At 67.9% G+C, this 18,196-nt stretch carries 18 protein-coding genes; 5 read left to right on the top strand and 13 right to left on the bottom strand.

Annotated elements, in window-relative coordinates; translation table 11 throughout:
• The 3 genes from Q664_RS25575 to sppA form a co-directional block, all read right to left on the bottom strand.
• The coding region (locus tag Q664_RS25575; protein WP_160174497.1) for a tetratricopeptide repeat protein at positions 1-1,498 on the bottom strand (1,498 nt) is incomplete at its 3' end.
• Positions 1,429-2,799 carry a hypothetical protein gene (locus Q664_RS25570; protein ID WP_043401038.1) on the bottom strand — a complete coding sequence of 457 codons (1,371 nt, stop codon included), beginning with the start codon at positions 2,797-2,799 and terminating at the stop codon, positions 1,429-1,431. The genes Q664_RS25570 and Q664_RS25575, both read right to left, overlap by 70 nt.
• A gap of 61 nt (positions 2,800-2,860) precedes the next feature.
• Positions 2,861-4,654 carry a signal peptide peptidase SppA gene (gene sppA / locus Q664_RS25565; protein ID WP_043401036.1) on the bottom strand — a complete coding sequence of 598 codons (1,794 nt, stop codon included), beginning with the start codon at positions 4,652-4,654 and terminating at the stop codon, positions 2,861-2,863.
• Positions 4,655-4,983: 329 nt separating this feature from the next.
• On the opposite strand from sppA, the gene Q664_RS25560 reads away from it, so the two are divergent.
• On the top strand, positions 4,984-5,949 hold the full coding sequence (locus Q664_RS25560; RefSeq protein WP_052518660.1) for an alpha/beta fold hydrolase: 966 nt from the start codon (positions 4,984-4,986) through the stop codon (positions 5,947-5,949).
• 15 nt (positions 5,950-5,964) lie between these two features.
• Here the strand turns inward: Q664_RS25560 and Q664_RS25555 are convergent, their stop codons facing one another.
• Both Q664_RS25555 and Q664_RS25550 read right to left on the bottom strand, forming a co-directional pair.
• The gene (locus Q664_RS25555; RefSeq protein ID WP_043401034.1) at positions 5,965-6,531 is read right to left on the bottom strand and encodes an imm11 family protein; all 567 of its coding nucleotides are present in this window, start codon (positions 6,529-6,531) and stop codon (positions 5,965-5,967) included.
• Positions 6,532-6,547: 16 nt separating this feature from the next.
• Entirely contained in the window at positions 6,548-7,858 is a 1,311-nt protein-coding gene (locus Q664_RS25550; RefSeq protein WP_084610372.1) for an AHH domain-containing protein, read from the bottom strand.
• 153 nt (positions 7,859-8,011) lie between these two features.
• Between Q664_RS25550 and Q664_RS25545 the strand changes: the two genes are divergently transcribed.
• Positions 8,012-8,326: a hypothetical protein gene (locus tag Q664_RS25545; RefSeq protein ID WP_043401028.1), complete on the top strand. Its 315-nt coding sequence runs from the start codon at positions 8,012-8,014 to the stop codon at positions 8,324-8,326.
• Here Q664_RS25545 and Q664_RS25540 read toward each other — a convergent pair.
• The gene (locus Q664_RS25540) at positions 8,308-8,802 is read right to left on the bottom strand and encodes a DUF6968 family protein (protein WP_043401024.1); all 495 of its coding nucleotides are present in this window, start codon (positions 8,800-8,802) and stop codon (positions 8,308-8,310) included. The genes Q664_RS25545 and Q664_RS25540 overlap by 19 nt on opposite strands.
• A 54-nt stretch (positions 8,803-8,856) precedes the next feature.
• Entirely contained in the window at positions 8,857-9,210 is a 354-nt protein-coding gene (locus tag Q664_RS25535) for a hypothetical protein (RefSeq protein ID WP_043401021.1), read from the bottom strand.
• A gap of 113 nt (positions 9,211-9,323) precedes the next feature.
• Here Q664_RS25535 and Q664_RS62995 point away from each other — a divergent pair, with 113 nt between their 5' ends.
• Both Q664_RS62995 and Q664_RS25530 read left to right on the top strand, forming a co-directional pair.
• Positions 9,324-9,437, top strand: coding sequence for a WCX domain-containing protein (locus tag Q664_RS62995; RefSeq protein WP_084610371.1), 114 nt, complete (start codon positions 9,324-9,326; stop codon positions 9,435-9,437).
• Between the two features lie 193 nt (positions 9,438-9,630).
• Positions 9,631-12,456 carry a M16 family metallopeptidase gene (locus Q664_RS25530; protein WP_043401020.1) on the top strand — a complete coding sequence of 942 codons (2,826 nt, stop codon included), beginning with the start codon at positions 9,631-9,633 and terminating at the stop codon, positions 12,454-12,456.
• A 119-nt stretch (positions 12,457-12,575) separates the two neighbouring features.
• Here the strand turns inward: Q664_RS25530 and Q664_RS52640 are convergent, their stop codons facing one another.
• The 6 genes from Q664_RS52640 to Q664_RS25500 form a co-directional block, all read right to left on the bottom strand.
• The gene (locus Q664_RS52640; protein WP_052518659.1) at positions 12,576-13,244 is read right to left on the bottom strand and encodes an HNH endonuclease family protein; all 669 of its coding nucleotides are present in this window, start codon (positions 13,242-13,244) and stop codon (positions 12,576-12,578) included.
• Positions 13,245-13,312: 68 nt separating this feature from the next.
• Positions 13,313-14,611 carry an AAA family ATPase gene (locus Q664_RS25520; protein ID WP_075207508.1) on the bottom strand — a complete coding sequence of 433 codons (1,299 nt, stop codon included), beginning with the start codon at positions 14,609-14,611 and terminating at the stop codon, positions 13,313-13,315.
• A gap of 223 nt (positions 14,612-14,834) precedes the next feature.
• Positions 14,835-15,293 (bottom strand): VOC family protein, encoded by a 459-nt coding sequence (locus tag Q664_RS25515; RefSeq protein ID WP_043401014.1) that lies wholly within the window; start codon positions 15,291-15,293, stop codon positions 14,835-14,837.
• Between the two features lie 116 nt (positions 15,294-15,409).
• Positions 15,410-15,835 (bottom strand): hypothetical protein, encoded by a 426-nt coding sequence (locus tag Q664_RS25510; protein ID WP_043401011.1) that lies wholly within the window; start codon positions 15,833-15,835, stop codon positions 15,410-15,412.
• 110 nt (positions 15,836-15,945) lie between these two features.
• A complete protein-coding gene (locus Q664_RS25505; RefSeq protein WP_043401008.1) occupies positions 15,946-16,506 on the bottom strand; it encodes a Uma2 family endonuclease in 561 nt (186 codons plus the stop codon).
• Positions 16,507-16,670: 164 nt separating this feature from the next.
• Positions 16,671-17,291 (bottom strand): hypothetical protein, encoded by a 621-nt coding sequence (locus Q664_RS25500; RefSeq protein ID WP_152622330.1) that lies wholly within the window; start codon positions 17,289-17,291, stop codon positions 16,671-16,673.
• Between the two features lie 141 nt (positions 17,292-17,432).
• On the opposite strand from Q664_RS25500, the gene ubiE reads away from it, so the two are divergent.
• Positions 17,433-18,176: a bifunctional demethylmenaquinone methyltransferase/2-methoxy-6-polyprenyl-1,4-benzoquinol methylase UbiE gene (gene ubiE, locus Q664_RS25495; RefSeq protein ID WP_200883769.1), complete on the top strand. Its 744-nt coding sequence runs from the start codon at positions 17,433-17,435 to the stop codon at positions 18,174-18,176.
• The last annotated feature ends 20 nt before the right edge of the window (positions 18,177-18,196 follow it).

The following is an 18,196-nucleotide window of genomic DNA, read 5'->3' as shown; positions in this document are numbered from 1 at the left end:
AGAGAGACTGGCGAAGCAGAGCCTCCGCCTCGGCATACTTGCCCTGACTTTGTAGAATGAGACCCATTTCGCGAAGGATCCACCCGCGAGCCAGATCTGAAGTTCGTTCAGTTTGAAGCTGGCGACGGAGGAGTGATTCGGCTTCGGTGAGGCGTCCTTGTCGGATGAGCGCATGGGTGAGCACTTTCCATTGTTCATTGTCGGTCTCGAACGCTCTTCGAGCCCAGTGATGGGCCACCTCCGCGTCTCCCGCCATGAGGGCGATGTTGGCGGCCTGCTCCCAGTGCCCAGTTGTCCAAGGTGTTCTCCGAAGCAATACTTCAACCAACTCGCCTCGGCTTCCAGATGATACGAATTGCGTGGAGCGGGTACTTGCGGACCAGAAAGCCGCGTCCTCGGCGTCTACCTGTGCCTCGCTGTGCAACCGCTGCTCGATGGCGTTCAGGTCCGCCTCGTACAGCCGCCGCATCCGGTCACGCACCACTCCAAATGCTCGCATCGCAGGCGGGGGCGCCCTTCCTCGGACCAGCTCCTTCTCTGTCACCAGACCCTGCTCAGAGGCCAGCCGCCCGACAGCCGCTCCAGGATCCGCACTCTTCAGCAACTCCCCTTCCAGGAGGTGCTCGCCGACGCCTTGTTCCAGCAGTCCACCCAGCAACTGGATGGCTTCGGGCTCCAGGTCCACCAGCGCCGCCAATCGGCCTGGCTGCTTCGCCCCCGCGCTCCTCAGTCGCTCGCAGGACTCCGCTGGCTCCGCCACCCGCGCATGCACCTCCCACCACCCCGGGGAGCGCACGGCGGGTTCCACCAGGATGGCCCGCGTCCGGCGTCTTGCCTCGGCCAGCGCCCAGCGCACCCGCCGCAGCCGGAAGTCTCCATCCACGTCCGTCCACGCGAGCCATTCCCTCCCGCCGGCGGCCTTCGCCTCCGCGACGAGCTCCTCGTACGGCCTCGCTGCACTGATCCGTCGAAGCGTCCGGCGCGGTCTCGCCGCGGCGAAGCTCGCCTCCAGGTCTCCTCCCGTCCAAACGATGCCGGGCACCCGAGCGGCCAGTGCGCAGCGCAGCCCCGCCACCGCGTAGGGCGCCGGTCCCGCGGGGCACTCCAACCGAAGCGAAATCCAGTCGAGGAAGTCCACGGCGCGCTTCAACAACGCCTCGGACACTTCGCGCGTGCACCACAGCACCACTCGCAGCTCACGCGAGGCGAACAGCGGCCGGTTGATGTTCAGCCAGTCCGCGTCCTCCGTGCGCCCAATCAGCACCAGCATCGAGCCGGGCTTCGCCTCCGCCAGCCGGTAGGCCTCGGTGTGGACCTCCAGCTCCGGGGCGATGGGGAGCAATGTCCGCACCAACTCCCCCAGCCGCTCGGGGCGGGCGTGGTCCACCAGCACCAGCAGCCCGGCGCGAGACAGGCCCAGCGAAATCTTCAGTCGGCGGAGCCAGCCTGGGGTGGCTGGACCCGATGCATCGTCAGCAGCGGATGGGGGTAGTACCATTCCGAGTCATTGGGGTAGGGCAACAGATGATGGTAGTCGAGCAGCTCATGCGCCAGCTCGCCTGATGGCAGCTCGTGTTTCGGATCACCCATGACCTCCTGAAGGAGCCGGATGTGATCCTTGTTCAGTCCTGTCTCCTGTCTCAGACGCCATTCATCCAATACCTGCTTCACCAACTCCGGTGTCGCCGTGGATGCATCCTGGTCCCAGGCCAGCTCGACGAGCGAGCGGATGAACCGGACGAAATCCCTGGCTCTCCCGCCCGAGCGGTAGGCGAGCTCGACCAGCAGCTCCCGGTCCACCAGTTCCAGGGCCTCGTTTCCGAGATCCTTTACCCGTTGAGCATACACATCGCAGAAGAACTCCACTCCCTTTCCGGGGCGGCTCGGGTCGTCATGGTCCAGGACGGGCTCATTCACCAGGGCGCTGGCCTTGAAGCCACGGACTCCGGCCGTGGCCACGTGGTGCCGCAGCGCGAAGGGCCCACACACCACCAGGGGACAGCTGAGCTGGGAGAGGAGCTGTGACTCGACGAAGAGTTCCTTCGCGCGTTTGACATCCCGGATCCGATCCAGGCCATCGATGATGAGCAGCACCTTGCGGTGCTTCTGCTGCACTTCACCCAGCAGCAGGTTGACGGCGCCCAGCAGCTCCTGCACCTGCCGCTCCTGGTCGGGCACGGTCTTCTCACTGCGCCCCAGCGGCACACTCCAGATCCACGACCGCATGGAACCCATCACGGTCTTCGCGGTCTTGAGCCCCCAGGCCGTCCCCGCCGCCTCCCCGCCCAGCGCTCCCGTGGTGGCCAGGGTTGCCCCCAACTCCAAGGCCTCCTTGGCGAAGGAGGCCAGGTCGAGCTGGGGATTCGGGGTCTTCGTGGCCTCGGCGAGCCCCTGCCAGGCCCGGCCGAGTTGCTTCACCATCTCGGGGTCGAGCTCGAGCCCCAACCGCTCCTTGTACTGGAACACCAGCGCCAGACCCGCCAGGAAGCACACTTCCCAGGCTTGAATCAGGTGCAGCGCATTCGGGTCCTTCACCACGTTGGTGAAGTGCCGCTCAAGGTCCAGGAAGACGACCAGCTCGCGGTTCTCGCGCTCATCGGCGACGCGCATCAACTCCGTCGTCTTGCCCGTGCCCACCGTTCCCATCAGCAGGATGCGCGGCGTGCCGAAGGGCCGGTCCAACGTCTCCAGAATCTTCTGCGCCGGGCTGTGCGGACGTGGAGCCCGCCATTCCATGGGGGCGGGCAACTCCGGGTCGAAGCGCTCGTAGAGTTCTCGCCAGAGATCGCGGCGTGACATGGCCTCGGCTTCTATCACCTGCCCCTGGCTCCGGCGAGCACACGGGCAGGCGTTTCGAGGACTACCAGGTGGGCTCGGGCAGCGGCGCGGAGAGCACCTGGCGGCGCGGCTCGCCCACCACTCCCAGTTGCACGCCCAGCCGGTACAGCGCCCGCGTCTGCTCCTGCAACGGCCGCCACGGCGCCTCCATCCGCACCCCCGCCTCGTCGTCGCTGTTGTCCCCCTGCTTCTCCCCCAGCAGCTCCGAGAGCACCTCCGCCGCCCCCTTCTTCCTCGGGAAGAGCTCCACCCGCACCGGGCCCTCCAGCTTCGCCGCCTCCTTCGCCAGCTTCAGCGCCACCGGGAAGCCGCCCAGCTCGTCCACCAGCCCGTGCGCCTTCGCGTCCTCCCCCGTCCACACCCGCCCCTTCGCCACCTCCCGCATCTTCTCCAGCGGCATCTTCCGCCCCGCCGCCGCCTTGCTCGTGAAGTCCGCGTACACCTGATCCAGGTACGCCTCGTTCTTCGCGTGCTGCTCCGGCGTGAAGTCCGCGTCCGTGCTGTACATCGTCGCGTTCTTCCCCGCCCCCAACGGCTCCCAGTTCACCCCCAGCTTCTCCCAGAAGTCCGCCGTCACCAGCTTCCCGTTGTACACGCCGATGCTCCCCGTCAGCGTCCCCGGCTGCGCGACAATCTTGTCCGCGTCCATCGCCACGAAGTACCCGCCGCTCGCCGCGTACGAGCCCATCGTCACGATGACCGGCTTGCCCTTCTCCCTCGCCCGCTGCACCTCGCGCCTCACCGTGTCGCTCGCCACGTAGCTGCCTCCCGGGCTGTCCACCCGGAAGACGATGGCCTTCACGCTCTTGTCCTCCACCGCCTTGCGGAACGCCGCCGCCACCGTGTCGCCCCCCATCGTCGCCTCACCCGACATGGGGCTGGAGCGGCTCTGGCCCCGGGCAATCTCCCCCGCCCCGTAGATGAGCGCCACCGTCTGCACCCCCGTCTGGTTCGGCCTCCCCGCCCGCTCCAGGTACTTCTCCAGGTACAAGAGCTCCGCCTTCCCGCCCGCCTCCTCCTTCACCTTCGCGTACACCTCGTCCCGGTACAGCAGCCCGTCCACCAGCTTCCCCTCCAGCGCCTCCTTCGCCGACAGCGGCGCCGCGTCCATCGCCGCCCGCGCCCGCTCCTCGCCCAGGCCCCGGCCCTCCGCGATTCCCTTCACCATCTGCTCGAAGAGACTCGTCAGGAAACGCTCCGTCTCCTCGCGGTGCGGCTGTGTGAACGTCTGCTCCGTGTACATGTTCACCGCGGCCTTGTACTCCTGGCGCTTGCTCATCCGCGGCTTCACCCCGAGCTTCGCCAACGCGTCCCGCGCGAAGGGCGTCTCGATGGCGATGCCCGTCGCCGACAGCTCCCCGGAGGGCTGCATGTACACCTCGTCGAAGGCCGAGGCCAGGTAGTACCCCCCCGTCGAGCTGCCCCCCTCGCCGAAGGTGTCCGCGTACGCCACCGCCTTCTTCCCCTTCTCCCGGAAGGCCTTCACCGCGTCCCTCACCTCCTGCACCATCGCCGTGCTCCCCGGCGTCCCGCTCACCTTCACCACCAGCCCCTTCACCCGCTCGTCCCCTCCCGCCCGCTCCAGCGCGTCCACCACGTCCCGCACCGTCAGCCGCCCCGGGCCGAACGCGCTCGCCAGCGAGTCCTCCGGCTCGTGCTCCACCAGCCGCTCGTCCAGCTCCAGCTCCAGCACCACCTGTCCCGGCACCCCCGGCTTGTTCGACGCCCCCAGGAAGAGCAGCCCCAGCAACAGCCCGGTGAAGAGAATGGTCAGCGCGCCCACCAGCGCGAGCAGCCCAACCAAGATGCGTTTCATGCGCGAGGCTCCTACCTGCGTGTCCGTGTACGGCGAGGGCTTACTACTAACCGCCTCGCGTGACGACGCCCGCGCCCTCTCTCCCTCCGCGCTCCCCGGTGCGCAGGGCGGCCAGTCATCTGTCTCCTTCCGCTCACTTCCCCGGCCCGCGCCCTGCAAGCGGCCTCGCTCCAGCCCCCGCCGGGGAATGCGGATTGTCCTGGGATGGACGGGTTTCCAGTGTCAGCCGGGCTTCCGGAGGACTTCTGGAGAAGGGGGGCTCCCGCTCGTGCGGGGGATGCCTATTCCTAACGGAGTCGACTCCTGTGCAACTCGGAGGACCCCGCGCCATGATGGACGAACTCCTCTCACTCTCCGTGCAGACGCCTGCTCCGATGGCGCGCGCCCGCCAGCGCCCGGCCGTGACGGTGATGGAGCCGCCCACGGCGTGGAGGGACCCGGAGAACGAGTCGCCCTTCTTCGAGCCCATCCCCGTCCGCGTCCACACCCTCGAAGGCGCCGGGGGCGTGTCCCTGCGGGTGTACGACGCGGGGGACGTGTACGGGCCGCCGCTCTTCTTCGTCCACGGCTTCTCGCAGTGCCACCTGGCGTGGCGGCGGCAGTTCCAGAGCGCCCTGGGCCTGGGCTTCCGGCTGGTGGCCATGGACCTGCGCGGGCATGGCCTGTCCGACAAGCCCCGCGGGGCCTACGGGGACGGGCGCGTGTGGGCCCGGGACATCCAGGCCGTCATCTCCGCGCTCGAGCTGGAGCGGCCGTTGATGGTGGGCTGGTCCTACGGCGGCATGGTGGTGGCCGACTACCTGCGGCACTTCGGGCAGGAGCACGTGGCGGGAGTGCACTTCGTGTCCGCCATGGTGAAGAGCGGCTCGGAGGAGGCCTTCGGGCTGCTGTCGCCCGAGCTGCTCTCGCTCATTCCCGGGCTGTTCACCGAGGAGTCGGGGCAGAGCCGCACCACCCTGGAGACCTTCGTGTCCCTGCTGCACCACCAGCCGGTGTCGCAGGAGACGCGCAAGCGCGTGTTGGCCTACACGGAGATGGTGCCGGCGTACGTGCGCGAGGCGCTCGGCTCGCGCGCCGAGGACCATGACGACGTGCTGCACCGGCTCACCGTGCCGGTGCTCGTGACGCACGGGATGGAGGACCGCATGGTGCTGCCCGCCTCCAGCCGCCACATCCTCTCCCTGGTGCCCGGGGCCCAGCTGTCCCTGTACCCGGGCGTGGGCCACTCGCCCTTCTGGGAGGACGCCCGCCGCTTCAACCGCGAGCTGGCCGCCTTCGCCGCCAGGTGCTGGTAGGGCCTGGGGCCTGTCTCACACCTGGGTGAAGCGCGTGCCGGTGACGCCCTCGCGCTCCAGGGCCTGCTTGAGGTCCTCGGAAACGAGGAGGGCTTCTGGCCAGCCCCAGGGACGGAAGACCCGGGCGCCTTCCGTCTTCGCCGGGTCGATGCGCATTCCGCGCACGGACTTGTACTCGCCGACCTTCTCCGGCTGTCCATCCTCGGGCTTGAAGTACCGCACCTCGGCGCAGCGGGCGTCGTCGATGCAGCGCAGGATGCGCAGCGCATTGAGGATGAACCAGGGCCCGGCATGGTTCTCCACCTGCACGGGGATGAATTGCACCTCATGCTGGAGGTCCATGCGTTCGAGGAGCTGGATGACGCGGTTGCTCACCACGGGGATGGCGGGCGCGGCCCAGCTGAAGTCCAGTTCCACTCCGTCGGGTCTCACGCCGAAGAGGATGTTTCCCATGGGCTCGAGCCTTCTGCCTTCGTCGAATTGCCAGGGATTGACCTTCTGCCCGTGTTCATCCACCGGGCTCCGCAAGTGCCAGCGTCCGGGGTGATACAGGTCGTCCCTCAGTTCGTAGTAGCTGGGCATGTCTTTCGCTTCGAGCTCAATCCTGGGACTTCGTCACGAGCTGGTGGAGGTGTGAGCCGGGAGTGCAGACTTCATCCGCGAGTTGCTGGAGTGCTGTCACCAGTGCGCTTCTGCATTGAGCAACGGTCGCACAGTTTCTCATGGCGCGACGGAGCGTGTCGTACACCACCTCATGGTACCCCGCCGGATGAGGACCCTTGTGTCCCTTGAGGAAGATACGGTTCTCCCTCGCATCCAGATCCATCCCCGCCATCTCGAAGAGGAGCTTGAACCTGGGTGTCCATGGGCCTCCCCTCAGGTCCGAGATGCTGTTCTTGTTGGTGGCGAGATGGTGCCAATAGTAGCCGTCCTTGGCCTCGGAGCCATCGGAGCAGGCGCTGCCCACGGTGGCGGCCACGGTGCCCGCGGCCACGCCCGTGACGAGCACGGTGCCATCGGCCACCATCTGCACCGCCGATGCGCCCTCCAGGGACAGGCCCTCGGGGAGTGCGTAGCGCGGAGCGCGCAGCAATGCTCCGAGTCCGCCCTCGGGCACCTGGGGCAGTCCTCTGGCCATGCCCAGGCTGGCCACCAGCATCAGCACCCGCAGCCCCGTGCCGCCCAGGGCCTTGCCGAAGCGCTCGGCCACCGCTTCGAGTTGCTGGGGCGTGCTGGCGGCATGGGCCTCCCGGTACAGCTGGACACAGGCGAGGGCCACGCGGGTGAGCTCGAGCACGCCCACGGCCAGCGACAGACGCAGGGTCAGCATGGCAACGAAGGCCTTGGTGAAAATTGGCTCGGGCGCCAGCCAGGCGGAGAAGTAGAGGAAAACCGAAAGGGTGACGCTGGAGAGGAAGACAGGCGAGGAGAACAGCTCGTGCGCCGCCTCGCGGACGCCCGCGCCCATGTGGCGGGGAGCGCGCTTCAGGGCGAGGAGGACAGGGCTCGTCTCCAGGGACGGGGGCAGGGGAAGTGGGGAAGGGCCGAAACGAGAGAGGAGCTCTTCGAGCAGGTGAGACCGCCAGCCCTGGGGTGGCTGCTGGGCCGTGGCCGTGGAGGCCAGGACGAGCCGCAGCCGGGTGTGCTGCTGGGTTCGTAGGGAAGCGTGCAGGGACGTGAGCACCTCCCGGGCTGCTTCCAGGCGCAGCTGCTCCAGGGTCAGGTCGGGTGACACCGGCTCGAAGGAGAGCCGCAGGCGGCCATCGGGCAGAGGAGTCGTCCACACCTGCTTCGGCTCCTCTCGTGGGCGCGACGCCTCGGGAGTACCGGGCGGAGAGGTGGCGCATGAAGCGCACAGGATGAACCCCAGCGCGAGCACCACGCGTGACAGCGGACCGGCTCTTTTCATGCCCCGGTAGCCTGCACGACTTCCGGTGCGCCGCGCACCTGTGTCCGCTCTGGACATGCCGGTGAGGGCCGGACGAGCGTGTCCCCTGGGGGATTCGCGCTCCCTGGGGCAGAGTCCGGGAATGCGTCCTTCCCCGCCCTCCCGTCGCAGCGTGTGGGGCTCTTCACGCGGGACGTGGTGGCGCTCTACGTGCAACCCTCCCGGGCCGGGTTGGCCGCGGAACTGGACACGTGGCTCCTGGGGCAGGAGGCCAGCGGTGCGCTCGAGCGGCTCCGCGTGCGCTCCCTGGGCTCCGGCGCCACCGGTCCCACCGCGACCCCCGTGGACGCGCTGCTCTCCGCGACCGCCGAGCGTCTGGCTTTGATGCCCTGGGTGGCCACCGCCAAGCAGCGCGCGGGGCAACCCATCGGCGAGGAGCTCGCGTCCACCGGCCTGGAGGGCGGTGTGCGTCAGCGCTTGCGCCTGTGACTTCGCCCGTCGTGCGCCGGTTGTCCGGCTCGGCGATGGGTGGATTCCAGGGCTCGTGCGAAGCGGTCCGTCTCCCGCTCCACCATCTTCTCCAGCCGCAGGGTGAACGTGGGTCCGAAGCTGTCGGGAATCAACTTGGGAAATCCCAGCCAGCCGTTCTGTCCGCCCTCCCAACTCAGCGCGTCCGCATGTGGGGTGAGCTCGAGGCGGATGGACTGCAGGGCGTTTTGAAGGGCTTGTATGGAGTCCATGCCCCAGGCTTCGCGGACCTTCCGGTCGTCCAGGCCCTCGAAGCTGTAGGGACAGAAGTAGTTGTTCGTGGAGCGATCCTTTCGTGGCTTCCCGATTCGGATCCATACGGACGAATCCTTCTGCCCCCCGACCGTCAGGGTTCGTTCGGCGATGACCGTTCCCAGTGCGCGGGGCCTGGTGGAACTCTTCTTCTTCGTGGTGGATCTCCGAGCGTTGGTGGCCATCAGCCTCGGCTCTTCGTGACGCCTTGTCATTGCCTGTGAAGGCGGTGGTACTCGCTACTTCCTGTCACCTATCAGCAGGTACAAGTAGTGGTGCCCTGAACCGTTCTCAATTCCCTCACCGCCAGGGCCGATGTTCTGGATGTCCTCGCGGAAGTTGCACCGCCGGGCGTAGTCAATCAAGTCTTGCTCCAACTCTCCGGCAATCATCGGGGTGAGTGCTTCGTAGATGACCACCATTTCCTTCGGCCATCCCAAGACCCGGTGCTGGTTCCATCGGAACTCTGGTGCGGACGTTATTCCGATGTAGACCTTGTTCCAGTGGCTCCGGTAGCCGTTGATGATTGGCTTCAGGAAAGGCATGGCCTTTCGCCAGTCGACGCGCACCATGTCGTACGTGAGTCCGTTCAATTGAGCCTCCGCTCTCTTCGTCGAGGACCTTTGTCCCTGGGCCTGCGTTATTGCATCGTGAGCCCATTCGTTCGAGCCCCCACTGGTAACTCGACGTTTGCGTCTGTCCCGAGATGGAAGCATGGGTGCTGGGCTTCGGTGAGGAGGCTGAAGTGCTTCGTCCCATGCGGCTACGCGATAAGATCGCCAAGCGAGCGGAGGCCCTCCGGTGGCGGTACTCCGCGTAAGTAGCGGCTTCTCGGTACGGTGTTCCCAGCGGCGGACCCTCACCCTGACCCTCTCCCAGAGGGAGAGGGGATGGCCCGGATGCTCCCCTGGTCAGCTCCTCCCCCGCTTCGTTCAGCCCTGGGCTTTCTTCCTCCCCGCCCCTCTTTCGGGAACACCCCCCGGGCATGCCCGGTTGGTAGCCTCCAGATGCCTATGCGCCTTCATTCCCGCTTCCGCCTCCTCGTCGCGGCCCTCCTCGTCGCGGCCTGCACTCCCCCGCTCGTCAACGCGCCGGGCCCCTCCACGCCCCCCGCCGACGCCGCTCCCCCTCCTCGCGTCGAGGCCCCCGCCTCCCCCCCCGCTCCCTTCACCCGCGTCGAGGGCATCACCGAGTACCGGCTCGACAACGGGCTGCGCGTCCTCCTCTTCCCCGACCCCACCAGGCCCACCGTCACCGTCAACGTCACCTACTTCGTCGGCTCCCGCCACGAGGGCTACGGCGAGACGGGCATGGCCCACCTCCTCGAGCACCTCCTCTTCAAGGGCACCCCCTCCACCCCCAACGTGCCCCAGGCCCTCACCCAGCGCGGCGCCCGCCCCAATGGCACCACCTGGCTGGACAGGACCAACTACTACGAGACCCTCCCCTCCTCCGACGAGAACCTCCGCTGGGCCCTCTCCTTCGAGGCCGACCGCATGGTCAACAGCTTCATCGCCAGGAAGGACCTCGACAGCGAGATGACCGTCGTGCGCAACGAGCTGGAGCGCGGCGAGAACAACCCCTCGCGCATCCTCTTCCAGCGCGTCATGAGCTCCGCCTTCCTCTGGCACAACTACGGCAAGTCCACCATCGGCTCCCGCGCGGACCTCGAGCACGTCCCCATCGACCGCCTCCAGGCCTTCTACCGGAAGTACTACCGGCCCGATAACGCCATGCTCGTCATCGCCGGCGCCTTCGAGCCCCAGAAGGCCCTCGCCGAGGTGCAGGCCACCTTCGGCCGTCTGTCCAAGCCCGCCGAGCCCCTCCCCTCCACCTATACCGAGGAGCCCACCCAGGACGGCGAGCGGCTCGTCACCCTGCGCCGCGTGGGCGACGTGTCCGCCCTCTCCGCCGTCTACCACGTGCCCGAGGGCGCCCACCCCGACTTCGCCGCCATCGACGTGCTCACCCACATCCTCGGCAACGCCCCCTCCGGCCGCCTCTACAAGGCCCTCGTCGAAACCAAGAAGGCCTCCAGCGCCGGTGCCTCCAACTTCCAGCTCCACGACCCCGGCATCCTCTCCTTCTCCGCCGAGGTCCGCGAGGGCCAGTCGCTCGACGCCGCCCGCGAGGCCCTCCTGAAAACCGTGGAGGACGCCGCCCGCACGCCCTTCACCCAGGACGAGGTGGACCGCGCCAAGACGGCCCTCCTCAAGTACGTGGAGCTCATGCTCAACGACTCGGAGAACGCCGCCATCCAGCTCTCCGAGTGGGCCGCCATCGGCGACTGGCGTCTGTTCTTCCTCCACCGCGACCGGATTGAAGCCGTCACCGCCGCCGACGTCTCGCGCGTGGCCCAGAGCTACCTCAAGTCCTCCAATCGCACGCTCGGCCAGTTCATCCCCACCGCGAAGCCGGACCGCTCCGAGATGCCCGAGCGCGTCAACGTGGCCTCCATGCTCGAGGGCTACAAGGGCCGCGGCGAGGTCGCCGTGGGCGAGTCCTTCGACCCGTCTCCCGCCAACATCGAGCAGCGCGTGCGGCGCTCGCAGGCCGCGGGCCTCAAGCTGGCGCTGCTGCCCAAGAAGACGCGCGGGGAGATGGTCCATGTCTCCCTCAACCTGCGCTGGGGCACGGAGAAGGCCCTCTGGGGCCGCGCCGAGGCCGCCGACTTCGCCGGCTCGATGCTCATGCGCGGCACGAAGAAGCACACCCGCCAGCAGTTGCGCGACCGCTTCGACAAGCTCAAGGCCCGCGTGGGCGTGGACGGCGGTGCCACCGGCGCCAGCGTCTCCATCGAGGCCCCGCGCCAGAACCTCCCCGAGGTGATGAAGCTCGTCGCCGAGGTGCTGCGCGAGCCCGCCTTCGATGAGAAGGAATTCGCCCTCCTCAAGGAGGAGCGGCTGGCCTCGCTGGAGGCCCAGCGCAGCGAGCCCAACACCCAGGGGGGTATCGCCTTCTCGCGCGCGCTGTCTCCCTACCCCGCCGGGCACCCGTACTACGCCGAGACGCTGGACGAGTCGCTCGCCGGGGTGAAGGGCACCACGCTGGAGCAGGTGCGGGCCTTCTACCGGGAGTTCTACGGCGCCTCGCAGGGCGAGCTCGCCGCGGTGGGGGACTTCGACGCCGAGGCCCTCCCGAAGCAGGTGGGCGAGCTGTTCGGTGGCTGGAAGAGCCCGGCGCCGTATGCGCGCATCCCCGCGCAGCCGTACAAGACGGGCGCCCAGGCGCTGATGCTCGAGACGCCGGACAAGGCCAACGCGCTGTTCCTCGCGGGCCAGGGGTTGGGGCTGCGCGATGACAACCCGGACTACCCGGCGCTGGTGCTCGGCAACTTCCTGCTCGGCGGTGGCTTCCTCAACTCGCGGCTGGCCACGCGCGTGCGCCAGCAGGACGGCCTGTCCTATTCGGTGGGCAGCTCGCTGAGCGCGGGCGCGTTGGATGCGGTGGGCTCGTTCTCCACGTACGCCATCTACGCGCCGCAGAACGCGGCGAAGCTGGAGACGGCGGTGCGCGAGGAGCTGGAGAAGGTGCTGAGCAAGGGCTTCACCGCGGACGAGCTGGAGAAGGCGCGGGCGGGCATCCTGGAGTACCGGCGCACGGGCCGCGCGAATGACGGGGGCCTGGCGCGCACGCTGGCGTCGTACCTGTACTACGGGCGCACGCTGGAGTTCGACGCGGCCTTCGAGAAGCGCCTGAGCGAGCTCGAGCCCGAGGATGTGCGCACGGCGCTCTCGCGCTACCTGGACTGGAAGAAGGTGACGGTGGTCAAGGCCGGCGACTTCGCGGGAGCGGAGAAGAAGGCCAAGGCCCCCGTGGCCAATCCGCCCGCGAAGTAGAGTCATTTCACCTCGGCCACTTCCCCTCTCCCCCTGGGAGAGGGACGGGGTGAGGGTGGTGCGGACCCCGGGTTCGCCACTGCCCTCACCCTTCGTGTTTCCGGGGGTTCTCTGCCCCCTCAGCGCAGGCATGCGCGGGTCATCGAGGCGTACTCACCTCTGTCCTGCTGCATGTCCTGGAGGAGTTTCCGGGCCTTCGTTGCCTCCGGGTCGCGGAGCGTGATGAGCCGCCGGAGTGCGTTCACCAGGCTCAGATGCTTCCTGCGTTGCTCGGCCAGCGTTTCCCGCCGGAGTCCCAGGACGCGAATCGTCTCCTCCCCGCGTGCGTTGCCGCCCACCGCGTAGGGCACCTCTTCGCGGAACGAGATGAAGGACTCGGGGTCGTCCACCGCGGGGTCGAGCAGCAGCGGGTCTTCCGCTGTCTCGTCCTGTTTGTGGCTTCGAGCCCGCAGCGCCGGGGTTCGTAGGGGGAAGAGGTTCTTCTTGAACTGCTGATTGCAGAGCGTGCAGGCCAGGAACAGGTTCGTCCACTCATAGGCGAGCCAGTAGTAGCCGGGCCGGCCTGATGGCGCACCCTCCGCCTGGCGCCACTCCGCCTTGGGGCGGAAGTGCTCGACGTCTCCGTAGGAGATGTGGGCGAACTTCGATTCGCAGAAGGCGCACTTGCCATGCTGTGCTTCCAGCAGCGCCTGTTTGACGGTCTCATGGGCGTAGATGCCTGGCTCGAACTCGAACAGCTTCTTGCCCTTCTCGTAGCTCCGAGGCGCGCGCGAGTACGCCGTGCTCATGGCGCGCCGGGCGCGTGCTCCTTTTGTCCGAAGGACCTCGGGAGGCTCGGCTGGTTTTCGGATGCGAATCACTTCTGGCCATCCCGCAGGCGCTCGGCGGCGCGTTGGATGAGCTCGAGAGCTTCGCGCTCGGTCTTCGTCTCACCCGTGGGCAAGGGACCGATCGCGGATTCCAGTTCCCGCAGTCTGGCTTTGTCCTTGGGCGTCAGCCGGGGTTTGGACAGGAGCGCGGTCCGCTCCTTGAGGAGTTCTTCAACCTGGGGAGGCCGGGCCGTCTCCAGCCCGAACAGGTCGCTCGTAAGGATTTGATCCACCCGCCAGCCCCGGATGGATTCCACGTCGTTGTCGATGACGACGTGGTCTCCCTCCCGCTTGAGGATCACGATGTTCGCATCCGTGGCGCTCTGCACGACGAGCGGGCTGTGCGCGGTCACGATGAACTGGGTGTTGGGGAAGCGCTCGGTCAGGTAACCGATGAGCTGACGCTGCCATGTCGGGTGCAGGTGGAGATCGATTTCGTCGACGAGCACCACTGTTGGCTCGGCCAGCGGATTGGAGCTTTCCGGGTAGCGCTCGAACAGGCGGCTCGCGAGGTCCACCATCCAGGCGATGAGCGTCCGGTACCCCAGGCTCAGGTTCCGCATCGCGACCCACCCATAGGGCGTCTGGAGTTCCACCCTGGCAGCCGGGTTGCGCGCATCGGGAGGTGCGAAGCGCAGAGCTCTCACCTCGGGGAGCAGCTCGATCAGGAGTTGCTTGATGCGATCCCGCCTCTGTGCGGCTCCGCCCTTCTTGGAGGACTCCTTGCTGGCCGCGTAGTCCGCCTGCAGGAGCCACTCTTCTGCGTTCCTCAGCGGAACATCCTCGAAGAAGAGACTTTCGCTGGGCTGAGAGTCTTGCAGCGCTGATAACGAGCCAGCTCCCATCCGGCGCGTGGCTCCATAGCCATAGCAGACCAGATGGACGAAGGGACCCTTGATGTCCGTGGAGGTGTTGCTGTCGTCTGGCTTCAGATCGTAGGTAATGCTGGCCTGATGTTCTTGTCTGTTGCCCTCCACCATCAACCTTCCAGCTCCGAGCCTGGCGGCGAAGCGGGCGGACATGGCTGGATGACGAACAGGAGACCAGTCGTCCTGTCTCGACAGAGCACCCGAGGGTGAGTAGGCGAGCCCTCCCTCGGCGGGCAAGAATGGATCGGGCTCGAACGTGGTGAGCGCCTGCAGCAGGGTCGTCTTGCCCATGCCGTTATTGCCGAGAATCACTGTCCATCTCGCCGGGCGTCCCTGGCCATCGGAAAGCTGCAGCGTCTGGCTGGGCCCGAAGCAGCGCACGTTCTCAAGGGTCAATGACAGGAAGTACACGGGCATGGGCCGAGCGGGCGCCTGCTGTCGGGAGCCAACCCTTTCCCGCCTGGTCTGCTGTGCTCCTCCCCGCGTCTTCGTGGCCATGTCGCTCCTCGACCGGTGCCCACCTGGGCGCCAGACGCGGCCGGTGTACCACGAAGGTTGCAACTGGAAGAGCGGCTCCCCTCGGGGAAGGCTCCGCGGGACTCCAGCTTCCCGTCCCGCGGTCCACTCCGGTGGCTCCGCCCTATCCGCCCATCATCTTCTCCATGCGCCGCTGCATCTCCTCGGGCGACACGTCCTCCACGTGCTGCGCGAGCGTCCACTTGTACCCCTCGGGATCCTCCACCTGCGCCGTCCGGTCCCCGTAGAACTCGTTCCGCAGCGGCCGCAGCTGCTTGCCTCCCGCCTTCAGGAAGCGCTCGTTCAGCGCATCCACGTTCTCCGTGTACACGCACAGCCCCACCGGCGTGCCCCCGAAGTCCTTCGCGCTCTTGTTGCCCCACTCCGGCATCGAGTCCGCCACCATCAGCCGCGAGTCTCCAATCTGCAGCTCCGCGTGCGCCACCTTCCCTCCCGGCATCGGCAGCCGGTACAGCTCCTTCGCGCCGAGCGCCTCCTTGTAGAACTCGATGGCCTTCGCCGCGTCTCGCAGCGACAGGTACGGCGTCAGCGAGTGGTATCCTTCCGGAATCGCCTTGGGCATGTGTTGCTCCTGGGGAGAGGCTCCCCGTTCCATACGGGGGCGGTGAGCCTCTCCGGCACCACTCGTCCGGGCAAGTCCGGATGTCGGGACGGGTCACCCCCGCCTCGGCCTCGCGTTCAGGACACCACGAAGGTGCCCTCTCCCGTCAGGTCCACCTCGGTGTACGTCTCCAACTGCCGGGTGGTGGGGACGATGAACCCCGGCGTGCGCGTGGTGATGCCCAACGTGTGGATCTTCACGCTCTGGTCCCCATTCGTCAGCAGGGCGTGGGGAATCAACACGCTGAAGAGGATTCCCCCCGCATCCGCCGCGTTCGACTGGAGCTCGATGGTGACCAGCGTGCCGATCCCCACATCCACCTGACGGATTTCATCCCCTCGCGCGTTCACCTGGCGGCGGCGATCCCGGTACTGCATGAGCGGCACACCGGTGAAGCTCGTCGCCGAGAAGCTCACCTGGATGTCCTTGCCGCGTAGATCGAACTGGTTGGGGGCAACGGAAGATCCGGCCGCGGGCTGCGGGGTGGGTGCTACCTGGTCCATGGAATGCCTCGTCTGTCTGGGCGGCGTCCCTCGGGGGAACACCGCGGGTTTCGTCGAGGCAGAGCGGGCTCCCGTGAATCGTGACGAGGGCCCGGGCGCTTGTTCCAGCGTCAGCCCTGCCAGAGCAGGCCCAGCTCCAGGCGCAGGGGCGTGAAGGGCTCGGCGTGCACCTGGGCCTGGCCGGTGTGCGTGCCCAAGGTCTTCCAGCGGCTGCCGTCCAATCCGTAGACCTCCAGCTCCTGCCGCAGCGGGTCCACCAGCCACAGGTGGCGCACGCCCTCCCGGGCGTAGACCTTCATCTTCTTCTCCCGGTCCAGCACCGCCGTGGAGGGAGAGAGCACCTCGCAGACCCAATCCGGCGCGAGGGTGAAGCCCACCACCCGGGGCATCACCGGCATGCGCTCGCGGCGCCAGCCCGCGATGTCTGGCACCAGGACATTCTCGCCCAGGTGCAGTTCCGGCTCGAAGAGGAGCAACCAGCCGCCCGGTCCTCCGACTCCTTGATCGAAGGGTCCATCGAGCTTGGAGTACAGCTTCCCCGCCGCTCGTGCATGAGGCGAAGCCGGCCGGGGGCTCGTGTACAGCTCGCCATCCACCAGTTCCGCCACGAGGTGCGGAGGGACCGCCTCCAGGTCCGCGTACGTCGCCTTGCGTCTCTGGCTGGTTCCCATGTCTGGAGCATGGGCAGCCGGGCGGGTCTCTTCAAGGGGCGTCCGGGGTGCACTGCCAGGTTCAGGGTGCATCCCCAGACACTACACCCTACTTCCGACATCAGGTAGCCCGGGGTGCCCTGAAACGTTGTCCCTCCCCGGGCCCGCCTGCTTCCGGGCTCCGCTCAGTTGCCGCAGAACGTGGGGCGGCCGTACAGGCGGCAGAAGGTCTCGACGTCCTTCCCGGTGAGCGCCGTGCGCGGCTGGGGCTGCTCCCGGCTCATCACGCTGTCCACGCCCGCCGCGGGCGTCCCCATCCCCAGCGCCTTGCCTACCCCCATCAGCCAGTCCCCCCGGCTCACCTCTCCGGGCTCGGCCGTGTTCACGTAGATGACGCTCTGAAGGATGCGCCCCGTGCTCATCTGGAACGTGAGAGCCGTCTGCACCTGGCTCCCCTCCGTGCCCGGCGGCCTCCCCGACACCAGGTGCACGCGCCTCTGGGACGTGTCGTCCACCGGCACCGTGCTCTCCACCGGCGCGCTGAAGCACAGGTCGCTGCACGTCTGCTCATCCCACGCCGCCAGCGCCGCCTCGAACTCCTCCCGCCAGTCCTTCATGTCCGGCGCGTAGCTCATCTGGATGCAGCCCTCCGAGAGCGCCCAGTGTGCCACCACCCCGTTGAGCTCCTTGAAGGGCACCTCCAGGTCCGCCGGGGGCTCCACGCAGGCCTCCCCGGCGTCCTCCCCGCCGTCCACGCCCGGACAGCCCACGAGCAATGCCGCTCCCAACACCATCATGAGTCGCATCGGGCCAATCTACCACGCGCCTCCGGGCCTCCCCTCCGTGGCGCCATGGACGATCCGCTCGAATTCGAGGGATTAGCACCGCACCCGCAACCCCCGCTCCCCCCTCGGCCTCCCGGCACCCCGGGTGCTATAGCCGCCTCCATGAGCACCGCTCCCCAGTCCTCCTCCGTTCCTCCCTCCTCCGAGACCCCCGCGCCTCGAGGCGGCTCGGGCGCCATGTTCGACATGATCGCCCCCCGCTATGACCTGCTCAACCGGCTCATGTCGTTCGGCGTGGATCAGCGCTGGCGCAACAAGACGGTGGACGCGCTCGAGCTCAAGCCCGGCGCCCGCGTGCTCGACCTGGCCACCGGCACCGCGGACCTCGCGCTCAAGGTGCTCCAGCGCCACCCGGACACCAAGGTGGTGGGCGTGGACCCCTCCGAGCGCATGCTCGAGGTGGGCCGGCACAAGGTGGCCGCCAAGGGGCTCACCCGCGTGTGCGAGCTACAGGTGGGGGATGCGCAGCAGCTCGCCTTCGAGGACAAGAGCTTCGACGGGTTGTGCATGGCCTTCGGCATCCGCAACGTGCCGGACCGCGCCCGCGCCCTCCGGGAGATGGCTCGCGTGGTGAAGCCCGACGGGCGCATCGCCATCCTCGAGCTGTCCGAGCCTCGCAAGGGACTGCTCGGCCCCCTGGCGCGCTTCCAGATTCGCACCGTGGCGCCATTCATGGGCCGGCTGCTCTCCGGGGCCCGCGAGTACCGCTACCTCCAGGAGTCCATCGCCGCCTTCCCCGCGCCCGAGGTGTTCGCCGACGTCATGCGCGACTCGGGCCTCGAGGTGCTGCGCGTCACGCCGCTCACCTTCGGCGTGTGCTGTCTGTACGTGGCCCGGCCCCGCTGAGGGCCCCGGGCGCTCCTCCT

The organism is Archangium violaceum Cb vi76 (genome assembly GCF_000733295.1).
Classification (GTDB): domain Bacteria; phylum Myxococcota; class Myxococcia; order Myxococcales; family Myxococcaceae; genus Archangium; species Archangium violaceum.
Note: the sequence above shows the minus strand (reverse complement) of the source record. Positions and strands in the feature narration are given on the sequence as shown.

What these genes read in the sequence shown, in the direction of transcription:
- Q664_RS25510 (WP_043401011.1), bottom strand. Translation starts at nt 15,835, where the DNA reads ATGGACCAGGTAGCACCCACCCCGCAGCCCGCGGCCGGATCTTCCGTT.
- Q664_RS25505 (WP_043401008.1), bottom strand. Translation starts at nt 16,506, where the DNA reads ATGGGAACCAGCCAGAGACGCAAGGCGACGTACGCGGACCTGGAGGCG.
- Q664_RS52640 (WP_052518659.1), bottom strand. Translation starts at nt 13,244, where the DNA reads ATGAGCACGGCGTACTCGCGCGCGCCTCGGAGCTACGAGAAGGGCAAG.
- Q664_RS25555 (WP_043401034.1), bottom strand. Translation starts at nt 6,531, where the DNA reads ATGCCCAGCTACTACGAACTGAGGGACGACCTGTATCACCCCGGACGC.
- Q664_RS25530 (WP_043401020.1), top strand. Translation starts at nt 9,631, where the DNA reads ATGCGCCTTCATTCCCGCTTCCGCCTCCTCGTCGCGGCCCTCCTCGTC.
- Q664_RS25520 (WP_075207508.1), bottom strand. Translation starts at nt 14,611, where the DNA reads ATGCCCGTGTACTTCCTGTCATTGACCCTTGAGAACGTGCGCTGCTTC.
- Q664_RS25540 (WP_043401024.1), bottom strand. Translation starts at nt 8,802, where the DNA reads ATGGCCACCAACGCTCGGAGATCCACCACGAAGAAGAAGAGTTCCACC.
- Q664_RS25570 (WP_043401038.1), bottom strand. Translation starts at nt 2,799, where the DNA reads ATGTCACGCCGCGATCTCTGGCGAGAACTCTACGAGCGCTTCGACCCG.
- sppA (WP_043401036.1), bottom strand. Translation starts at nt 4,654, where the DNA reads ATGAAACGCATCTTGGTTGGGCTGCTCGCGCTGGTGGGCGCGCTGACC.
- Q664_RS25515 (WP_043401014.1), bottom strand. Translation starts at nt 15,293, where the DNA reads ATGCCCAAGGCGATTCCGGAAGGATACCACTCGCTGACGCCGTACCTG.
- Q664_RS25560 (WP_052518660.1), top strand. Translation starts at nt 4,984, where the DNA reads ATGATGGACGAACTCCTCTCACTCTCCGTGCAGACGCCTGCTCCGATG.
- Q664_RS25500 (WP_152622330.1), bottom strand. Translation starts at nt 17,291, where the DNA reads ATGCGACTCATGATGGTGTTGGGAGCGGCATTGCTCGTGGGCTGTCCG.
- Q664_RS62995 (WP_084610371.1), top strand. Translation starts at nt 9,324, where the DNA reads ATGGAAGCATGGGTGCTGGGCTTCGGTGAGGAGGCTGAAGTGCTTCGT.
- ubiE (WP_200883769.1), top strand. Translation starts at nt 17,433, where the DNA reads ATGAGCACCGCTCCCCAGTCCTCCTCCGTTCCTCCCTCCTCCGAGACC.
- Q664_RS25550 (WP_084610372.1), bottom strand. Translation starts at nt 7,858, where the DNA reads ATGAAAAGAGCCGGTCCGCTGTCACGCGTGGTGCTCGCGCTGGGGTTC.